Here is a 14502-nt window from a genome sequence, read left to right as displayed (position 1 = left end):
TTTAAAGGAAAATAAAATGACAATCGAAATTCTTGTTCCAGATTTACCGGAATCCGTTGCGGATGCAACTGTTGCAACATGGCATAAAAAAGTCGGTGAGACGGTAAAACGTGACGAAGTCTTAGTGGAAATCGAAACAGATAAAGTGGTACTTGAAGTGCCAGCTTTAAGTGATGGCGTAGTGGCTGAAATTCTTCAAGAAGAAGGTGCAACCGTAGTAAGTAAACAGCTTTTAGGTAAACTTTCTACTCAACAAGCGGGTGATATTTCATCAGAGACAGTGAAAGGCAATGAGCCAACACCAGCAGATCGTCAAAAAGCAGCGATTGAAAATAGTCACAATAATTCAGCGGATCAAGGTCCTGCTATTCGTCGTTTATTAGCTGAACATGATTTAGATGCAGAGAAAATTCAAGGTTCTGGTGTAGGTGGTCGTATTACCCGTGAAGATATTGCTCGTGAAGTAGCAAAACGTGATGCACAAAAAGCGAAACAAGATGTGGCGACAGAGCAGAATACAATCAGTACTGTGGCATATAGCTCTCGTTCAGAAAAACGTGTACCAATGACCCGTTTACGTAAACGTATTGCAGAACGTTTATTGGAAGCAAAAAATACCACCGCAATGCTCACGACATTCAATGAAGTGGATATGCAGCCGATTATGAAATTACGTAAAACATACGGCGAGAAATTTGAGAAACAACATGGTGTACGTTTAGGCTTTATGTCTTTCTACATTAAAGCAGTGGTTGAAGCATTAAAACGTTATCCAGAAGTGAATGCTTCAATTGATGGTGATGACATTGTGTATCACAACTATTTTGATATTAGCATTGCCGTTTCAACGCCGCGTGGTTTAGTGACACCAGTATTACGCAACTGCGATAAACTCAGCATGGCAGATATTGAGAAACAAATTAAATCACTCGCAGAAAAAGGCCGTGATGGTAAATTAACGGTTGAGGATTTAACTGGGGGTAACTTCACCATTACTAATGGCGGCGTATTTGGTTCTTTAATGTCTACACCAATTATTAACCCACCGCAAAGTGCAATTTTAGGCATGCATGCCATCAAAGAACGTCCGGTTGCGGTAGATGGTCAAGTGGTGATTCGTCCTATGATGTATTTAGCCCTATCTTATGACCACCGTTTAATTGATGGTCGTGAATCTGTTGGCTTCTTAGTGGCGATTAGAGACTTATTAGAAGATCCAACTCGTTTATTATTAGAAATTTAAGTATATAGGCTTTTTCTCTTTTGAGGGAAAAAGCCTTTTTTATATCGAAGTAATTAAAAGGGCGGGAACAATGCCCGCCTTTCTATCGTTAAAATCCAATCTTTATTTAGCTATTTTGCGTACTAAGATTGCTAAGATAAAGGTAATGATGATAACAGGGAAAGTCAGACCTAAATCGCTTTCCCAACCTTTTGCCATCAGAAAACGATAGAGCACGAAGCCGACAAACCAAACGCCGAGTCCAACACTATCAACTGATTTTCTTACATCATGTTGTTTAAGCACGAAGAAATCAGCGATAAGCACGGCGATCATTGGCGCGAATACAGAGCCAATAAAGAACAAGAAATGTTCGTATTCTGTTACAGGTAAGGTTGAGGCTAATATGATGCCCACAATCACGGTCAGAACTGAGATTGGCGTAACTTTTAATTGAGGGAAAATATTGTTTAAACTCATGCCGGTGGAATAGGCGGGAAGAGCCGTGTTAATCATGGTAGAGGCGATGACAATTAATACGCCAATAACACTGACACCAGCAAGCGAAAGAATTTGTGAGATTTCAGATTTACCGGTCACTAATGCTGCACCTAAGCCAAGAGCATACATCCAGCAGCTAGTCGCGGTATAAGTCAGCGTTGAAAGTGCGGTCGTTTTAAATGGTGTTTCGCTATTCTTCGTGTGGTCAGATACTACCGGTAACCAAGAAAGCGGCATGACAGCAGCAATTTCAACAGCTGTACCAAATTTAATATTTTGTGCTACATCCATGGTAATGAATGGTTTATTGGCGACTTGAATACTAAGCCACAACATCAGTAAAAACATGGTGACAAGTGAAATGCTTTTAAAGATACCTAATTTAGTAAAGCCGAGTAGTAGCCAAAGTATGATGAGTATGCCTAAACCAAGTGTAAGAAATGGGAAGAGTGAAGCATCAGGTGTTTGATTTAAGATGGAAATGACGTCAGCGCCCATATAAATCATGACTGCAGTCCATCCCATTAATTGCATGGCATTAAGTAAAGAGAAAAGCGCAGAGCCTTTTTCACCAAATGAAATTTGTACCGTTTGCATAGCACTTTTTTGGGTTTTTGCGCCGATGTAACCAGCACAGAAAAACATCGAACCACCAATAAAGTGTCCAACGACGATGGCGATTAAACCTTGTTGCCATCCTAGTGGTGCAAACCAAGTACCGGTGAGAATTTCTGCCATTGAAATAGCAGCAGTAAACCAAATGAGCGCAATCGCAAGATTGCTTGATTTTTTCGTTTGCATGTTGTTATCCTTAACATGAATTGTGGTTATTCTGTCCCAGTATATAACTCAATATAGAAAGGGCAAGCCCAGAATTTAAAATAAAACAAAGTGCGGTCAAATTTTTGTTTGTTTCGCTAAACAACATCAAAAATAGGAAGGAAATATGAATTTACATGAGTACCAAGCTAAGCAGCTTTTTAAGCAATATGCTCTGCCTGTGAGTGAAGGTGTCGTGTGCCAAACGGCAGATGAAGCTGAAATGGCACTCTTTCAGCTGAATGGTGATGTTTGGATAGCGAAATGTCAAGTTCACGCAGGTGGACGTGGAAAAGCTGGTGGTGTGAAGCTCGTGCATAATGCAGAAGAAGCGCGTGCTTTTGCAGATAAATGGCTTGGCCAGCATTTAGTCACCTTCCAAACTGATAAAAAAGGCCAACCCGTTAATAGCATTTATATTGAAGAAACCTGCCAGATTGAGAAAGAACTTTACCTTGGTGCAGTGATTGATCGTGCTTCGCAGAAAGTGATTTTTATGGCTTCTTCAGCAGGGGGGATGAGCATAGAGGATGTAGCAAGAGAAACGCCTGAATTAATTCATAAAGTGACCATTGATCCTCTCGTGGGGGGAATGCCATATCAAGGCCGTGAATTAGCCTTTAAACTTGGTTTAAGCGGCGAACAAAATAAACAATTTGCCGAGATTTTTGTAAAACTCGCTCAACTTTTTATCGAAAAAGATTTTTCTCTAGTTGAAGTGAATCCGCTTGTGGTGACAAAAGAAGGCAATTTAATTTGCGTAGATGCGAAAGTAGGCATTGATGATAACTCACTTTATCGACATCCTGATTTATTAGCCTTACGCGATTTAAGTCAAAGTGATGCACGTGAAGCCGAAGCAGAAAAATATCAACTTAACTATGTTGCTTTGGAAGGTGATATTGGCTGTATGGTCAATGGCGCAGGACTTGCTATGGGCACAATGGATATTGTGAAATTATATGGCGGTACCCCTGCAAACTTCCTTGATGTTGGTGGCGGTGCAACGAAAGAACGTGTGGCTGAAGCCTTTAAGATTATTCTTACAGATAAAAATGTGAAATCTGTATTAGTGAATATTTTTGGTGGAATTGTACGCTGTGATCTTATTGCTGAAGGTGTCGTGGCGGCGATTCAAGAAGTCGGTGTAAAAGTGCCTGTTGTGGTTCGATTAGAAGGAACCAATGCCCCACAAGGTAGAGCAATTTTAGCCGAAAGTGGTGTGAATTTAATTGCAGCACATAGTTTACAAGCAGCAGCACAAGCGGCAGTGAAAGCGGCAAAAGGAGAATAATCATGGCGATTTTAATTAATAAAGAGACAAAAGTAATTTGCCAAGGTTTCACTGGTGCGCAAGGGACATTTCACAGCGAACAGGCATTGGCTTATGGCACAAAGTTAGTGGGTGGCGTTTCACCGAATAAAGGCGGAACAACTCACTTAGGTTTGCCGGTATTTAATACAGTGCGTGAAGCGGTGCAAGCTACAGGGGCTACGGCAACGATGATTTATGTGCCCGCACCATTTTGTAAGGATGCCATTTTAGAAGCCATTGATGCAGGTATTCAGTTGGTAGTCTGTATTACAGAAGGCATTCCGACATTGGATATGTTGTTGGTAAAACAAAAATTAAATGAAACGGGTGTCGTGATGATCGGCCCAAATTGTCCAGGCGTGATTACACCGGATGAATGTAAGATTGGTATTATGCCGGGCAATATCCATAAAAAAGGCAGAGTAGGCATTGTTTCTCGTTCAGGCACCTTGACCTATGAAGCGGTAAAACAAACAACAGATGAAGGTTTCGGTCAATCCACTTGCGTAGGGATCGGCGGCGATCCTATTCCAGGATCTAACTTCATTGATATTCTTAAACGATTCCAAGAAGATTCTGAAACTGAAGCCATCGTGATGATTGGTGAAATCGGTGGCTCTGCAGAAGAAGAGGCGGCAGCGTTCATTAAATCTCATGTGACAAAACCTGTGGTGGCTTATATCGCAGGTGTAACGGCGCCAAAAGGCAAGCGTATGGGACATGCAGGAGCGATTATCAGCGGTGGAAAAGGAACAGCGGCAGATAAAATTGCCGCACTTGAAGCGGCGGGTGTGAAGACCGTGAGAAGTCTCGCTGAAATCGGTTCAGCTCTCCGTGAATTGTTGAAATAAAAACTAAAAAAATAGACCGCACTTTGGATGAGTTTTCAAAGTGCGGTCGTTTTTTATAACAAATCCTTATAACTACATCTAAATCGGTGTATAATCTCGTCAGTTTTTTAAGGACAAAATTATGAGCCAATTTTTCTATATCCACCCTGAAAATCCGCAAGCACGTTTGATTAATCAAGCGGTAGAAATTTTGCGTCAAGGTGGCGTCATTGTGTATCCGACAGATTCGGGCTATGCCTTGGGTTGTATGATAGGCGATAAACATGCGATGGATCGTATTGTGGCAATTCGTAAATTGCCAGAAGGGCATAATTTTACGTTGGTATGTAGCGATTTATCCGAGCTTTCAACCTATGCAACGGTCAGTAATGTGGCTTATCGCTTAATTAAAAATAATACACCGGGGCGTTATACCTTTATTTTGACAGCAACGAAAGAGCTTCCTCGTCGATTAATGACGTCAAAACGCAAAACGATTGGCTTGCGTGTACCAGATAATCAAATAGCCTTAGATTTATTGAAGGCATTAGGTGAACCGATTTTATCTTGCTCACTGATGTTGCCTGATAATGAACATATGACTTATTCCGATCCCGAAGAGATTCGTGAATGCTTAGAACGTCAAGTGGATTTAATTATTCATGGTGGCTATTTAGGTCAAGAGCCAACAACAGTGGTGGATTTAACGGAAGAATCACCAGTGATTTTACGTGAAGGAAGTGGTAGTACCGCTCCTTTCATTTAACTTATTTTAGACGCTTGGGAAAGCGACAAAGGAAAAACAGATGAAACCTATTCAAAAACCAGTCAGACAAGAACGTGAAAAACAAGCGGGAAAACAACCGCACTTTGATCGTAAAGATCGTAAAAGTGCGGTCAATTCTGACATCAAATCAACCCCTAAAGCTAAGGTAGCTAAACCATCTCGTCAATCTACTGTAGAAGGTGAAAAATTACAGAAAGTGCTTGCGCGTGCAGGGCAAGGCTCTCGTCGTGAAATTGAAGCGATGATTGCTGAAAATCGTGTAAGTGTTGATGGCAAAATGGCGACCCTTGGCGATCGTATCGATGTACATTCCGGTGTAAAAGTGCGTATTGATGGTCGCATCATCAACCTTCAACAAGCACAAAAAGAAGTGTGTCGTGTGTTAATGTATTACAAACCAGAAGGTGAACTTTGTACGCGTAGTGATCCTGAAGGCCGTCCGACCGTATTCGATCGTTTACCACGTCTAAATGGCGCAAGATGGATTGCGGTAGGTCGTTTGGATATTAATACTTCAGGTTTATTACTTTTCACGACAGATGGTGAATTAGCTAACCGTTTAATGCACCCAAGCCGTGAAGTTGAACGTGAATATTCCGTTCGTGTATTTGGTCAAGTGGATGATGCTATGTTAGCGCGTTTGCGTAAAGGCGTGCAGTTAGAAGATGGGCCTGCTAATTTCAAAGAAATCAAATTTGCAGGTGGCGTGGGGATTAACCAATGGTACGATGTGACTTTAATGGAAGGTCGTAACCGTGAAGTGCGCCGTCTGTGGGAATCACAAGGCATTCAAGTTAGCCGCCTAATTCGTATTCGTTACGGCAACATTAAGCTGATGAAAGGCTTACCGCGAGGTGGTTGGGAAGAAATGGATCTGGAAAACGTCAACTATTTACGTGAATTAGTGGGCTTGCCACCTGAAACAGAAACTAAATTGGATGTGACGAAACCTCGTCGTCGACCAAAATCAGGTCAAATTCGTAAAGCAGTAAAACGTTATACTGAGTTAAGTAAACGCTATAAAAAATAGGTGGTATTCGCGATGAAAATGCAGCAACTCCGCTACATTGTTGAGATTGTAAACCAAAATTTAAACGTGACAGAAGCGGCTAACGCACTTTATACCTCTCAACCTGGTATCAGTAAACAGGTTCGCTTGTTAGAAGATGAATTGGGTTTAGAGATTTTTGAACGTAATGGTAAGCATATTAAATCCATTACGCCTGCGGGTAAAAAGATTGTAGCTATTGCCCGTGAGCTTTTGGTGAAAGCACAAAGCATTAAATCGGTTGCGAATGAGTATACCTGTCCGAATCATGGTGTATTACGCATTGCGACAACCAATACACAAGCGCGTTATATGCTGCCAGCCGTGGTGGAACGTTTCTCTAAACAATATCCAGATGTGAGCTTGCATATTCATCAAGGTTCACCCACTCAAATTCACGATGCATTGATTTCTGGCGAAGTGGATTTAGCGATCACAACAGAAGCACCATACCTTTTCGATGATTTGATTCAACTGCCTTGCTATTTGTGGAATCGTTCGGTGATTGTTAAACCAGACCATCCTTTAGCAAAAGTGAAAGAACTTACCGTTGAAGAATTAGGCAAATATCCGTTAGTCACTTATACCTTTGGCTTTACAGGTGTGTCTGATTTAGATTATGCCTTTAACCGAGCTGGTATTTTGCCTAATATTGTGTTTACTGCAACGGATGCTGACGTGATAAAAACCTACGTGCGTTTAGGATTAGGCGTGGGCATTATGGCATCTATGGCACATACGCCAGCTGATACGGATTTAGTGGCGATTGATGCCGGGCATTTGTTCCGTGCGAGTATGACGCAGATTGCCTTTAAACACAGTACTTTCTTACGCAACTATATGTATGATTTTATCGAATTTTTCTCACCGCACTTAACGCGTCCAATGGTGGAAAAAGCCGAGAGATTGCGTGATAACAATGCCGTGAAGAAATTGTTTGATAATGTCGAATTAGATGTGAAGTAAAATAACAAAAATAAAAGGGCGGTCAGAATTTAATGCGAATTCTGACCGTTCTTTTTTACAATAAAAATAAATGCGGCACTAAATTCATGACGATAACTGTCGCAATGGAAAGCAATAATCGTGATGAGCCAAAGATAAAACCTCGGTTGGTACCATTATCAAATTTTACTAATAAATTTGCCATTGCTGTTAAAGCATAGACTTCAATCACTGTGAAAATGACTAAGTAAATATAAGCAGAAACCAAAGAAATATATTTCAACGTAATAAACCAAGGCAGGATAATACCAACAGCCAAGATTGGCGCCACCAATAGGGTTTGTTTAATCGTTAAATTAATTTTTCGAGAAAAATAACTTTGTAATGACACAGTCAACAAACCATTTACAAAAAGTGCAATGGGGGAGTGTTCCGGCATGCCTAATTTGTTATCAAATAGGAACGGGAAGATAACAAAGAATGAGGTTGCAATGGAAAGGGGAATAAACAACATCAAATGCACCAATAAAAATTCTTTAGTAATGATTTCTTTAATTTGGGCAAAGCGAAATTTCACTAAGGTTTGCAAGGTTTGAATTTGATAAAACGGTTTTACCATTAAGGCAAAGAGAACTGCTTCCATTGCAAAGCAGACCCAAATTAACCATTCAATATGATTGTATTTGATAAATGGAATCACCAATAAAGGCGCAAACATAGACGACATGGAAGTGACTTTCAAATATTTTCCCTGTAATCGGGTTTTCTCTTTGTATTCTTCACCCGCGAGCACCAATAGGCAGGCTTTCGCATTGGTACCAAACAAACAGCTGCCTAGGCCAAAACAGGTGGTGGCAATTAAAAGTAGAATGTAATTGTCAGCAGAGAGAAAGAAAATATAGGCAATGACATCTAAAAAGCATCCAAGTAACATCATTTTAGCCAATCCAAAACGATCACCCCAGATACCGGCTAAAATCGCTAATGCTTGGTTGCAGAAGAAAAGCAATGAGAGCGAAAAGGCAATTTCACTGTTGCTTAATCCTTTTCCTTGTAAATAGATGAAAAATACCGTTTGCATGGAAAAGAATGCAAGGGTAGAAAAGAAACGACGAGTCAGTAAAAGTTTTTGTAAATTCATTGTTTTATTTAAAAAAGAAAAGCACGCGTTAAGAACGCGCGCCAGTAATTGGTTAAGTGCGGTCAAAATTTACGATGATTTTAACCGCACTTTTAGTTTAAAAAGAATCGTGATATTTCACTAAATCTTCGCGACTAATAGCAAATACACCTAGACCGCCATTTTTTAGTTCAACCCATTCAAATGGCACATCTGGATATTGTTCAATGAGACTTACCATGCTGTTGCCTACTTCACAAACGAGCATGCCATTTGGTGTTAAATAATCCGGTGCTTGTTTTAAAATTTGTTTTGTAATTTCTAAACCATCAACACCGGAACCTAAGGCTAATTCAGGTTCATAATGAAATTCTTCCGGCATATCCGCTAAGTCTTCTTCATCCACATAAGGCGGATTGGTGACGATTAAATCATATTGCTGACCGAAGAGATTTTGGAATAAATCTGATTGAATCGGGAAAACACGGTGTTCTAATTGGTGGCGCGCAATATTGATTTCCGCCACATTTAACGCATCCACAGAAAGATCGACGGCATCTACTTCGGCTTCAGGAAAGGCTTCAGCCGTCGCGATTGCGATACAACCACTTCCTGTACAAAGATCTAAAATACGTTTTGGCTCAGATTTTAAAAGCGGCGCAAATTTATCTTGGATTAATGCACTAATTGGCGAGCGAGGAATAATTATGCGCTCATCCACATAAAATTCTAATCCGCAGAACCACGCACTATTCGTTAAATAAGCGACTGGCACACGTTGCTCAATACGGCTTAAGACTAATTGTACTAAAGTCTCTTTTTCAGAATGAGTAAGTTTGCTACCAAATAAATCTTGCGGTAAATCGAGTGGTAATTGAAGTCCAGCAAGGACTAATTGCAGGCTTTCATCCCACGCATTGTCATGGCCTTGCCCGTAGTAAATATCAGAACGGTTGAACGTACTGTATGTCCAGCGTAAAAAATCTTGAATAGTTGTTAATTCACTTGCCACATTATCTTCTAAAATTGTTGCAACAAGCTCTTGATTGTGTAAGGTTTCCATTTTGTGCCTCAATAAAAAATTTGGCTAGTTATACCATAGAATAGATGTGCTATCATTAAGCAAAATAACAAATTGAGAAAAATAATGACAGAACCAGATGATTTCGATCTTTTTCGGGCAGAAACCAAAGGGATCAAACCTATTAAGCAAGATACCTTTGTAGCGCCGCGTCAAAAGAGCGGTCAGAAAAAATCCCCTTTACGTGATATTCGAGAAAAAGAAGATACGCTTTTCTATTTTTCTGATGAGTATGAACCATTGCTAAATGAACATGATGGTGTCATCAAATATTTACGCGAAGGGGAAGATAGTCATTTATTGAAACAACTTCGTCGTGGCGATTTTTCACCCGAATTATTTTTGGATTTACATGGTTTAACCCGTGAGCAAGCCAAAATGGAATTGGCAGCACTGTTGTTAGCTTGTGAAGATGAGCATGTTTATTGCGCGAGCATCATGACGGGCTATGGAACCTTTACGTTGAAAAAACAAATTCCACGTTGGTTAGTTCAGCACCCTAAAGTCCGAGCGTTACACCAAGCACCAAAAGAATGGGGCGGAGAAGCGGCGATACTCATTTTAGTAGATGTATAAAGAAAAAGTGCGGTCGAAATTGACCGCACTTTTTTTACATTTTTTCGATTGTCTTAATGCCTAATAACGCTAAACCTTGTTTTAAGGTTTTCTCTGTAAGAGAAGCGAGTTTTAAACGGCTTAATTTTACGTTTTCATCTTCTGCATTTAAGATTGGACAGTGTTCATAGAATGAAGAGAATACACCCGCCAACTCATATAAATAAGCACAGAGTACATGAGGTGTACCTTCTTTGCCCACCGTTTGAACCGCTTCCTCAAATTGAAGCAATTTGATCGCTAATGCACGTTCTTTTTCATCTGAAAGCTGAATTTTCGCTTCTGCAAGAGCGGTTGGATTCACGTCTGCTTTATTGAAGATTGAACGAATACGCGTATAAGCATATTGCATATAAGGCGCGGTATTACCCTCAAAGCTGAGCATATTATCCCAATCGAACACATAGTCAGTTGTACGGTTTTTAGAAAGATCCGCATATTTCACCGAGCCAATACCCACCGCTTCAATAACCGCAGTTTTTTCTTCATCAGATAAATTGGTATTTTTCTCGTTGATTAATACAGTTGCACGCTCAATCGCTTCATCTAATAAATCTGCTAATTTTACGGTACCACCAGTACGAGTTTTGAATGGTTTACCGTCTTTACCCAACATCATACCGAAGTTTTTATGTTCAAGTGAGAAGCTGTCTGGTACATAACCGGCTTTACGCGTAATTAACCACGCTTGTTGCATATGTTGGCTTTGACGAGTATCAGAGAACACTAATGCACGATCCGCTTTTAAGGTTTCATAACGATATTTCGCTGCTGCGATATCAGTAGTAGTATAAAGGAAACCTCCATCTTTCTTCTGAACGATAACGCCCATCGGCTCGCCTTCTTTATTCTTGAATTCATCAAGATAAACAACCAATGCACCTTCATCTTCAACCGCTAAACCTTGTTTTTTCAGATCTTCAACGATAGCAGGTAACATCGGGTTATAAAGACTTTCACCCATCACATCTTTTTCAGTCAATGTGACATTCAAACGATCGTAGTTACGTTGGTTTTGTTGCATGGTGATATCGACTAATTTTTTCCACATTGTGCGGCAATATTCATCTCCACCTTGTAATTTCACCACATAGTTACGGGCTTTTTCAGCGAAAGCTTCATCTTCATCATAATGTTTTTTCGCTTCGCGATAGAATGCTTCAAGATCTTGAAGTTCCATTTCGCTTGCGTGTTCATTTTCCATTTTTTCAAGATAAGCAATGAGCATACCGAATTGGGTACCCCAGTCACCCACGTGATTCGCACGAATAACGTTGTGACCTAAAAATTCAAGGGTACGAACAACGGCATCACCGATGATGGTAGAACGTAAGTGGCCTACGTGCATTTCTTTCGCAACGTTTGGTGAAGAATAATCAATCACGATAGTTTGTTTTTCATTTGCGCTGACACCAAGATTTTGATCTTTTAATGCGGCAGAAACATTATTCGCTAGCCAAGTTGGATTTAAGAAAATGTTGATAAAACCTGGACCAGCAATTTCAGTTTTTTCAGCGACATCAGAAAGATCTGCATGATTTAATACTTTTTGTGCAAATTCACGTGGATTTAAACCTAGTTTTTTAGCAGCAGCCATGATGCCGTTTGCTTGGTAGTCGCCAAATTGTGGTTTACCTGATTGGCGAATAAGCGCATCACATTGTTCATCTGCGCCAGCAGCAATCATCGCTTGTTTAATTTTATCGGATAAAATAGATTGAATATTCACGGTTTTTCCTAATCTTGAAATTGAATAATGAAAATAATCGGCTATGATACCGTTGTTTATAGATTTCTCAAAGTAAGAGCAGGAGAAAATGTCAAATTTAATGGAAAAATCGACCGCACTTTATCAAGAGTTGCCTTTATTTAAGGAAAAAATTCAGCAATTAGCTGCTGTCATGAAAGTGAATTTAGCGGATTATCAAATTGATCATTTAGCTTTAAGAGCAAATACTGAAGAAAAAGCAAAAAATTGGCTGACAGAGTTATTAAAGTGCGGTAGAATTTTAAGCGATAATATCGTCAATGGGCGTCCTATCTATTTGATTGAATTAGATGAGCCAGTTGATTTCATTGGTCAGCCTGTCGATGTTATTGAATTACCGTTTCCTAAAAATAAACAATATCCCCAAGAAACTTGGGAACATATTGAAATTGTAATGCCGTTTTTATCTCATGAATCTGTTGAGGATTGGGTTAATCGAATTTGCAATACATTTTTATGGAAGGAACTAACTCAATTAACCATGAAGGTGAGCGAACCTAAGGTGGAAGGGGAGCAATTGCCCAATCCATCCATTGCAGTGAGTTTTGTTGATAAAACAGAAAATCACGTTTGCATAAAGGTTCATCCTTATACAATAAAGAAAATACTCGAGGTTTAGTGTAATGAAAAAAATTACCTTAGCATTAACTGTCTTATTAAGTTTAGGTTTATCAGCTTGTTCATCTCAATCACAAAAAGATGAAAGCGCTTATAAAGGTCAAGTTATCTTCACCGAATTCCAAGGTGATGATGTAAAATTAACCGTTCGTAAAAACGACTGCTCATACAAACAAGAAGGTGAAACAGAAGTTATCGTTCACAAATACGATTCAACTTTAGTAACTGGTGCTTGTGTGAAAGTATCTGACAACGGTCAAGGCGTGAAAAACGTTTCTACTTGGTCTCCAAGAAACCCAATCTAATTTATTTTTAGAAGGTTAGTTTTATGAAAAAAGTAACAGTAGCATTAGCACTTATGATGTCTATCGGCTTAACCGGTTGTGCAAACACTGATATTTTTAGCGGTGATGTGTATGAAGCTGGACAAGCAAAAGAAGCGCGTTCAATTAGCTATGGTACTATTGTTTCTGTTCGTCCTGTTAAAATCCAAGCGGATAATCCAGGTGTAATCGGTACAGTTGGTGGTGGTGCTTTAGGTGGTATCGCTGGTAGTACAATTGGCGGTGGCACTGGACAAGCAATTGCAACTGCAGTAGGTGCAATTGGTGGGGCGATTATTGGTAGCAAAGCTGAAGAGAAAATGAGCCAAGTTAATGGTGCAGAGCTTGTTATCAGAAAAGATAATAGAGAAGAGATCGTTGTGGTTCAAAAAGCGGATCCTAGCTTTAAAGCAGGTCGTCGCGTAAGAATCGTTGGCGGTTCATCATTAAATGTTTCTGTTATCAACTAACTTAAACGAAAAAATAGAAAAAAGCGAGCCATAATAAGGTTCGCTTTTTTTTATGTTTTAAATCAAAAGAAAGTGCGGTTGTTTTTTGCTTGAAAGTCAAAAATATGATAAAACTATCAACCGTTATTTCACATCAACAATAGGAAGCAAAATGTCAAATTTACAACAAGTTATTGAAGCTGCATTTGAAAAACGTGCGGAAATTACCCCTAAAACAGTTGATGCACAAACTCGTGCAGCAATCGAAGAAGTGATCGAAGGATTAGATAGCGGTAAATACCGTGTTGCAGAAAAAATTGATGGCGAATGGGTTACTCATCAATGGTTGAAAAAAGCGGTATTATTATCTTTCCGTATCAATGATAACCAAATCATTGATGGCGCTGAAACTAAATACTATGACAAAGTAGCATTAAAATTTGCTGACTATACCGAAGAGCGTTTTGCTCAAGAAGGTTTCCGTGTTGTACCTTCTGCAACCGTACGTAAAGGTGCATACATTTCTAAAAACTGTGTATTGATGCCATCTTATGTAAATATTGGTGCATATGTGGGTGAAGGTACCATGGTTGATACATGGGCAACCGTTGGTTCATGTGCGCAAATTGGTAAAAACGTTCACTTATCAGGTGGTGTAGGCATCGGTGGTGTATTAGAGCCATTACAAGCAAACCCAACTATTATCGGCGATAACTGTTTTATCGGTGCACGTTCTGAAGTGGTTGAAGGCGTGATTGTTGAAGATGGTTGTGTGATCTCTATGGGCGTATTCATTGGTCAATCAACTAAAATCTATGATCGTGAAACTGGTGAAGTGTTCTACGGTCGCGTTCCTGCTGGTTCTGTGGTTGTTTCAGGTAGCCTTCCATCAAAATGTGGTAAATATAGCTTATACTGTGCAGTGATCGTGAAAAAAGTTGATGCAAAAACTTTAGGTAAAGTAGGTATCAACGAATTATTACGCTCTATTGAAGAGTAATTAAGATCTTATAGAAAACAAACCGCACTTTAAAATAACTTAGTGCGGTTTTATTTATCAT

15 protein-coding genes are annotated in these 14502 nt (G+C 39.7%); 11 read left to right on the top strand and 4 right to left on the bottom strand.

What is annotated here, in order from left to right; all coding sequences use genetic code 11:
* Window positions 1–16 precede the first annotated feature (16 nt).
* Complete coding sequence (gene odhB / locus HMPREF3279_RS02225) at window positions 17–1243, top strand: 2-oxoglutarate dehydrogenase complex dihydrolipoyllysine-residue succinyltransferase (protein WP_070775408.1); 1227 nt, start codon at window positions 17–19, stop codon at window positions 1241–1243.
* A 102-nt stretch (window positions 1244–1345) separates the two neighbouring features.
* On the opposite strand, the gene cytX is transcribed toward odhB, so the two are convergent.
* A complete protein-coding gene (gene cytX, locus HMPREF3279_RS02220) occupies window positions 1346–2524 on the bottom strand; it encodes a putative hydroxymethylpyrimidine transporter CytX (RefSeq protein WP_070775407.1) in 1179 nt (392 codons plus the stop codon).
* Window positions 2525–2669: 145 nt separating this feature from the next.
* Here cytX and sucC point away from each other — a divergent pair, with 145 nt between their 5' ends.
* The 5 genes from sucC (at window position 2670) to cysB (ending at window position 7488) form a co-directional block, all read left to right on the top strand.
* Window positions 2670–3836: an ADP-forming succinate--CoA ligase subunit beta gene (sucC, locus tag HMPREF3279_RS02215; RefSeq protein WP_070775406.1), complete on the top strand. Its 1167-nt coding sequence runs from the start codon at window positions 2670–2672 to the stop codon at window positions 3834–3836.
* A gap of 2 nt (window positions 3837–3838) precedes the next feature.
* The gene (gene sucD / locus HMPREF3279_RS02210; RefSeq protein WP_070775405.1) at window positions 3839–4708 is read left to right on the top strand and encodes a succinate--CoA ligase subunit alpha; all 870 of its coding nucleotides are present in this window, start codon (window positions 3839–3841) and stop codon (window positions 4706–4708) included.
* Window positions 4709–4829: 121 nt separating this feature from the next.
* Window positions 4830–5453 carry an L-threonylcarbamoyladenylate synthase gene (locus HMPREF3279_RS02205; RefSeq protein WP_070867933.1) on the top strand — a complete coding sequence of 208 codons (624 nt, stop codon included), beginning with the start codon at window positions 4830–4832 and terminating at the stop codon, window positions 5451–5453.
* 40 nt (window positions 5454–5493) lie between these two features.
* Window positions 5494–6504 (top strand): 23S rRNA pseudouridine(2605) synthase RluB, encoded by a 1011-nt coding sequence (gene rluB / locus HMPREF3279_RS02200; protein WP_014065283.1) that lies wholly within the window; start codon window positions 5494–5496, stop codon window positions 6502–6504.
* 12 nt (window positions 6505–6516) lie between these two features.
* Window positions 6517–7488: an HTH-type transcriptional regulator CysB gene (gene cysB, locus HMPREF3279_RS02195; RefSeq protein WP_014065284.1), complete on the top strand. Its 972-nt coding sequence runs from the start codon at window positions 6517–6519 to the stop codon at window positions 7486–7488.
* 55 nt (window positions 7489–7543) lie between these two features.
* Here cysB and HMPREF3279_RS02190 read toward each other — a convergent pair whose 3' ends face one another.
* Window positions 7544–8608: an MFS transporter gene (locus tag HMPREF3279_RS02190; RefSeq protein ID WP_070868134.1), complete on the bottom strand. Its 1065-nt coding sequence runs from the start codon at window positions 8606–8608 to the stop codon at window positions 7544–7546.
* 97 nt (window positions 8609–8705) lie between these two features.
* The gene (prmB, locus tag HMPREF3279_RS02185) at window positions 8706–9650 is read right to left on the bottom strand and encodes a 50S ribosomal protein L3 N(5)-glutamine methyltransferase (RefSeq protein ID WP_070867932.1); all 945 of its coding nucleotides are present in this window, start codon (window positions 9648–9650) and stop codon (window positions 8706–8708) included.
* A gap of 84 nt (window positions 9651–9734) precedes the next feature.
* Here prmB and smrB point away from each other — a divergent pair, with 84 nt between their 5' ends.
* Window positions 9735–10244: an endonuclease SmrB gene (gene smrB, locus HMPREF3279_RS02180; RefSeq protein ID WP_049369061.1), complete on the top strand. Its 510-nt coding sequence runs from the start codon at window positions 9735–9737 to the stop codon at window positions 10242–10244.
* Between the two features lie 34 nt (window positions 10245–10278).
* Here smrB and argS read toward each other — a convergent pair whose 3' ends face one another.
* The gene (gene argS / locus HMPREF3279_RS02175) at window positions 10279–12012 is read right to left on the bottom strand and encodes an arginine--tRNA ligase (RefSeq protein ID WP_070867931.1); all 1734 of its coding nucleotides are present in this window, start codon (window positions 12010–12012) and stop codon (window positions 10279–10281) included.
* Window positions 12013–12100: 88 nt separating this feature from the next.
* Here argS and HMPREF3279_RS02170 point away from each other — a divergent pair, with 88 nt between their 5' ends.
* The 4 genes from HMPREF3279_RS02170 to dapD all read left to right on the top strand — a co-directional run bounded on the left by HMPREF3279_RS02170 (window position 12101) and on the right by dapD (window position 14441).
* Window positions 12101–12670 carry a VOC family protein gene (locus HMPREF3279_RS02170; protein WP_070867930.1) on the top strand — a complete coding sequence of 190 codons (570 nt, stop codon included), beginning with the start codon at window positions 12101–12103 and terminating at the stop codon, window positions 12668–12670.
* A gap of 4 nt (window positions 12671–12674) precedes the next feature.
* Entirely contained in the window at window positions 12675–12974 is a 300-nt protein-coding gene (locus HMPREF3279_RS02165) for a hypothetical protein (protein WP_005695975.1), read from the top strand.
* Between the two features lie 23 nt (window positions 12975–12997).
* Window positions 12998–13462, top strand: coding sequence for an outer membrane lipoprotein (locus HMPREF3279_RS02160; protein ID WP_049365852.1), 465 nt, complete (start codon window positions 12998–13000; stop codon window positions 13460–13462).
* A gap of 151 nt (window positions 13463–13613) precedes the next feature.
* On the top strand, window positions 13614–14441 hold the full coding sequence (dapD, locus tag HMPREF3279_RS02155; protein WP_005695977.1) for a 2,3,4,5-tetrahydropyridine-2,6-dicarboxylate N-succinyltransferase: 828 nt from the start codon (window positions 13614–13616) through the stop codon (window positions 14439–14441).
* The last annotated feature ends 61 nt before the right edge of the window (window positions 14442–14502 follow it).

The sequence above is a fragment of the Haemophilus sp. HMSC71H05 genome (assembly GCF_001838635.1).
Taxonomy (GTDB): domain Bacteria; phylum Pseudomonadota; class Gammaproteobacteria; order Enterobacterales; family Pasteurellaceae; genus Haemophilus_D; species Haemophilus_D parainfluenzae_R.
The sequence above is the reverse complement of the archived record's forward strand: the minus strand, read 5'-3'. Positions and strand labels throughout refer to the sequence as shown.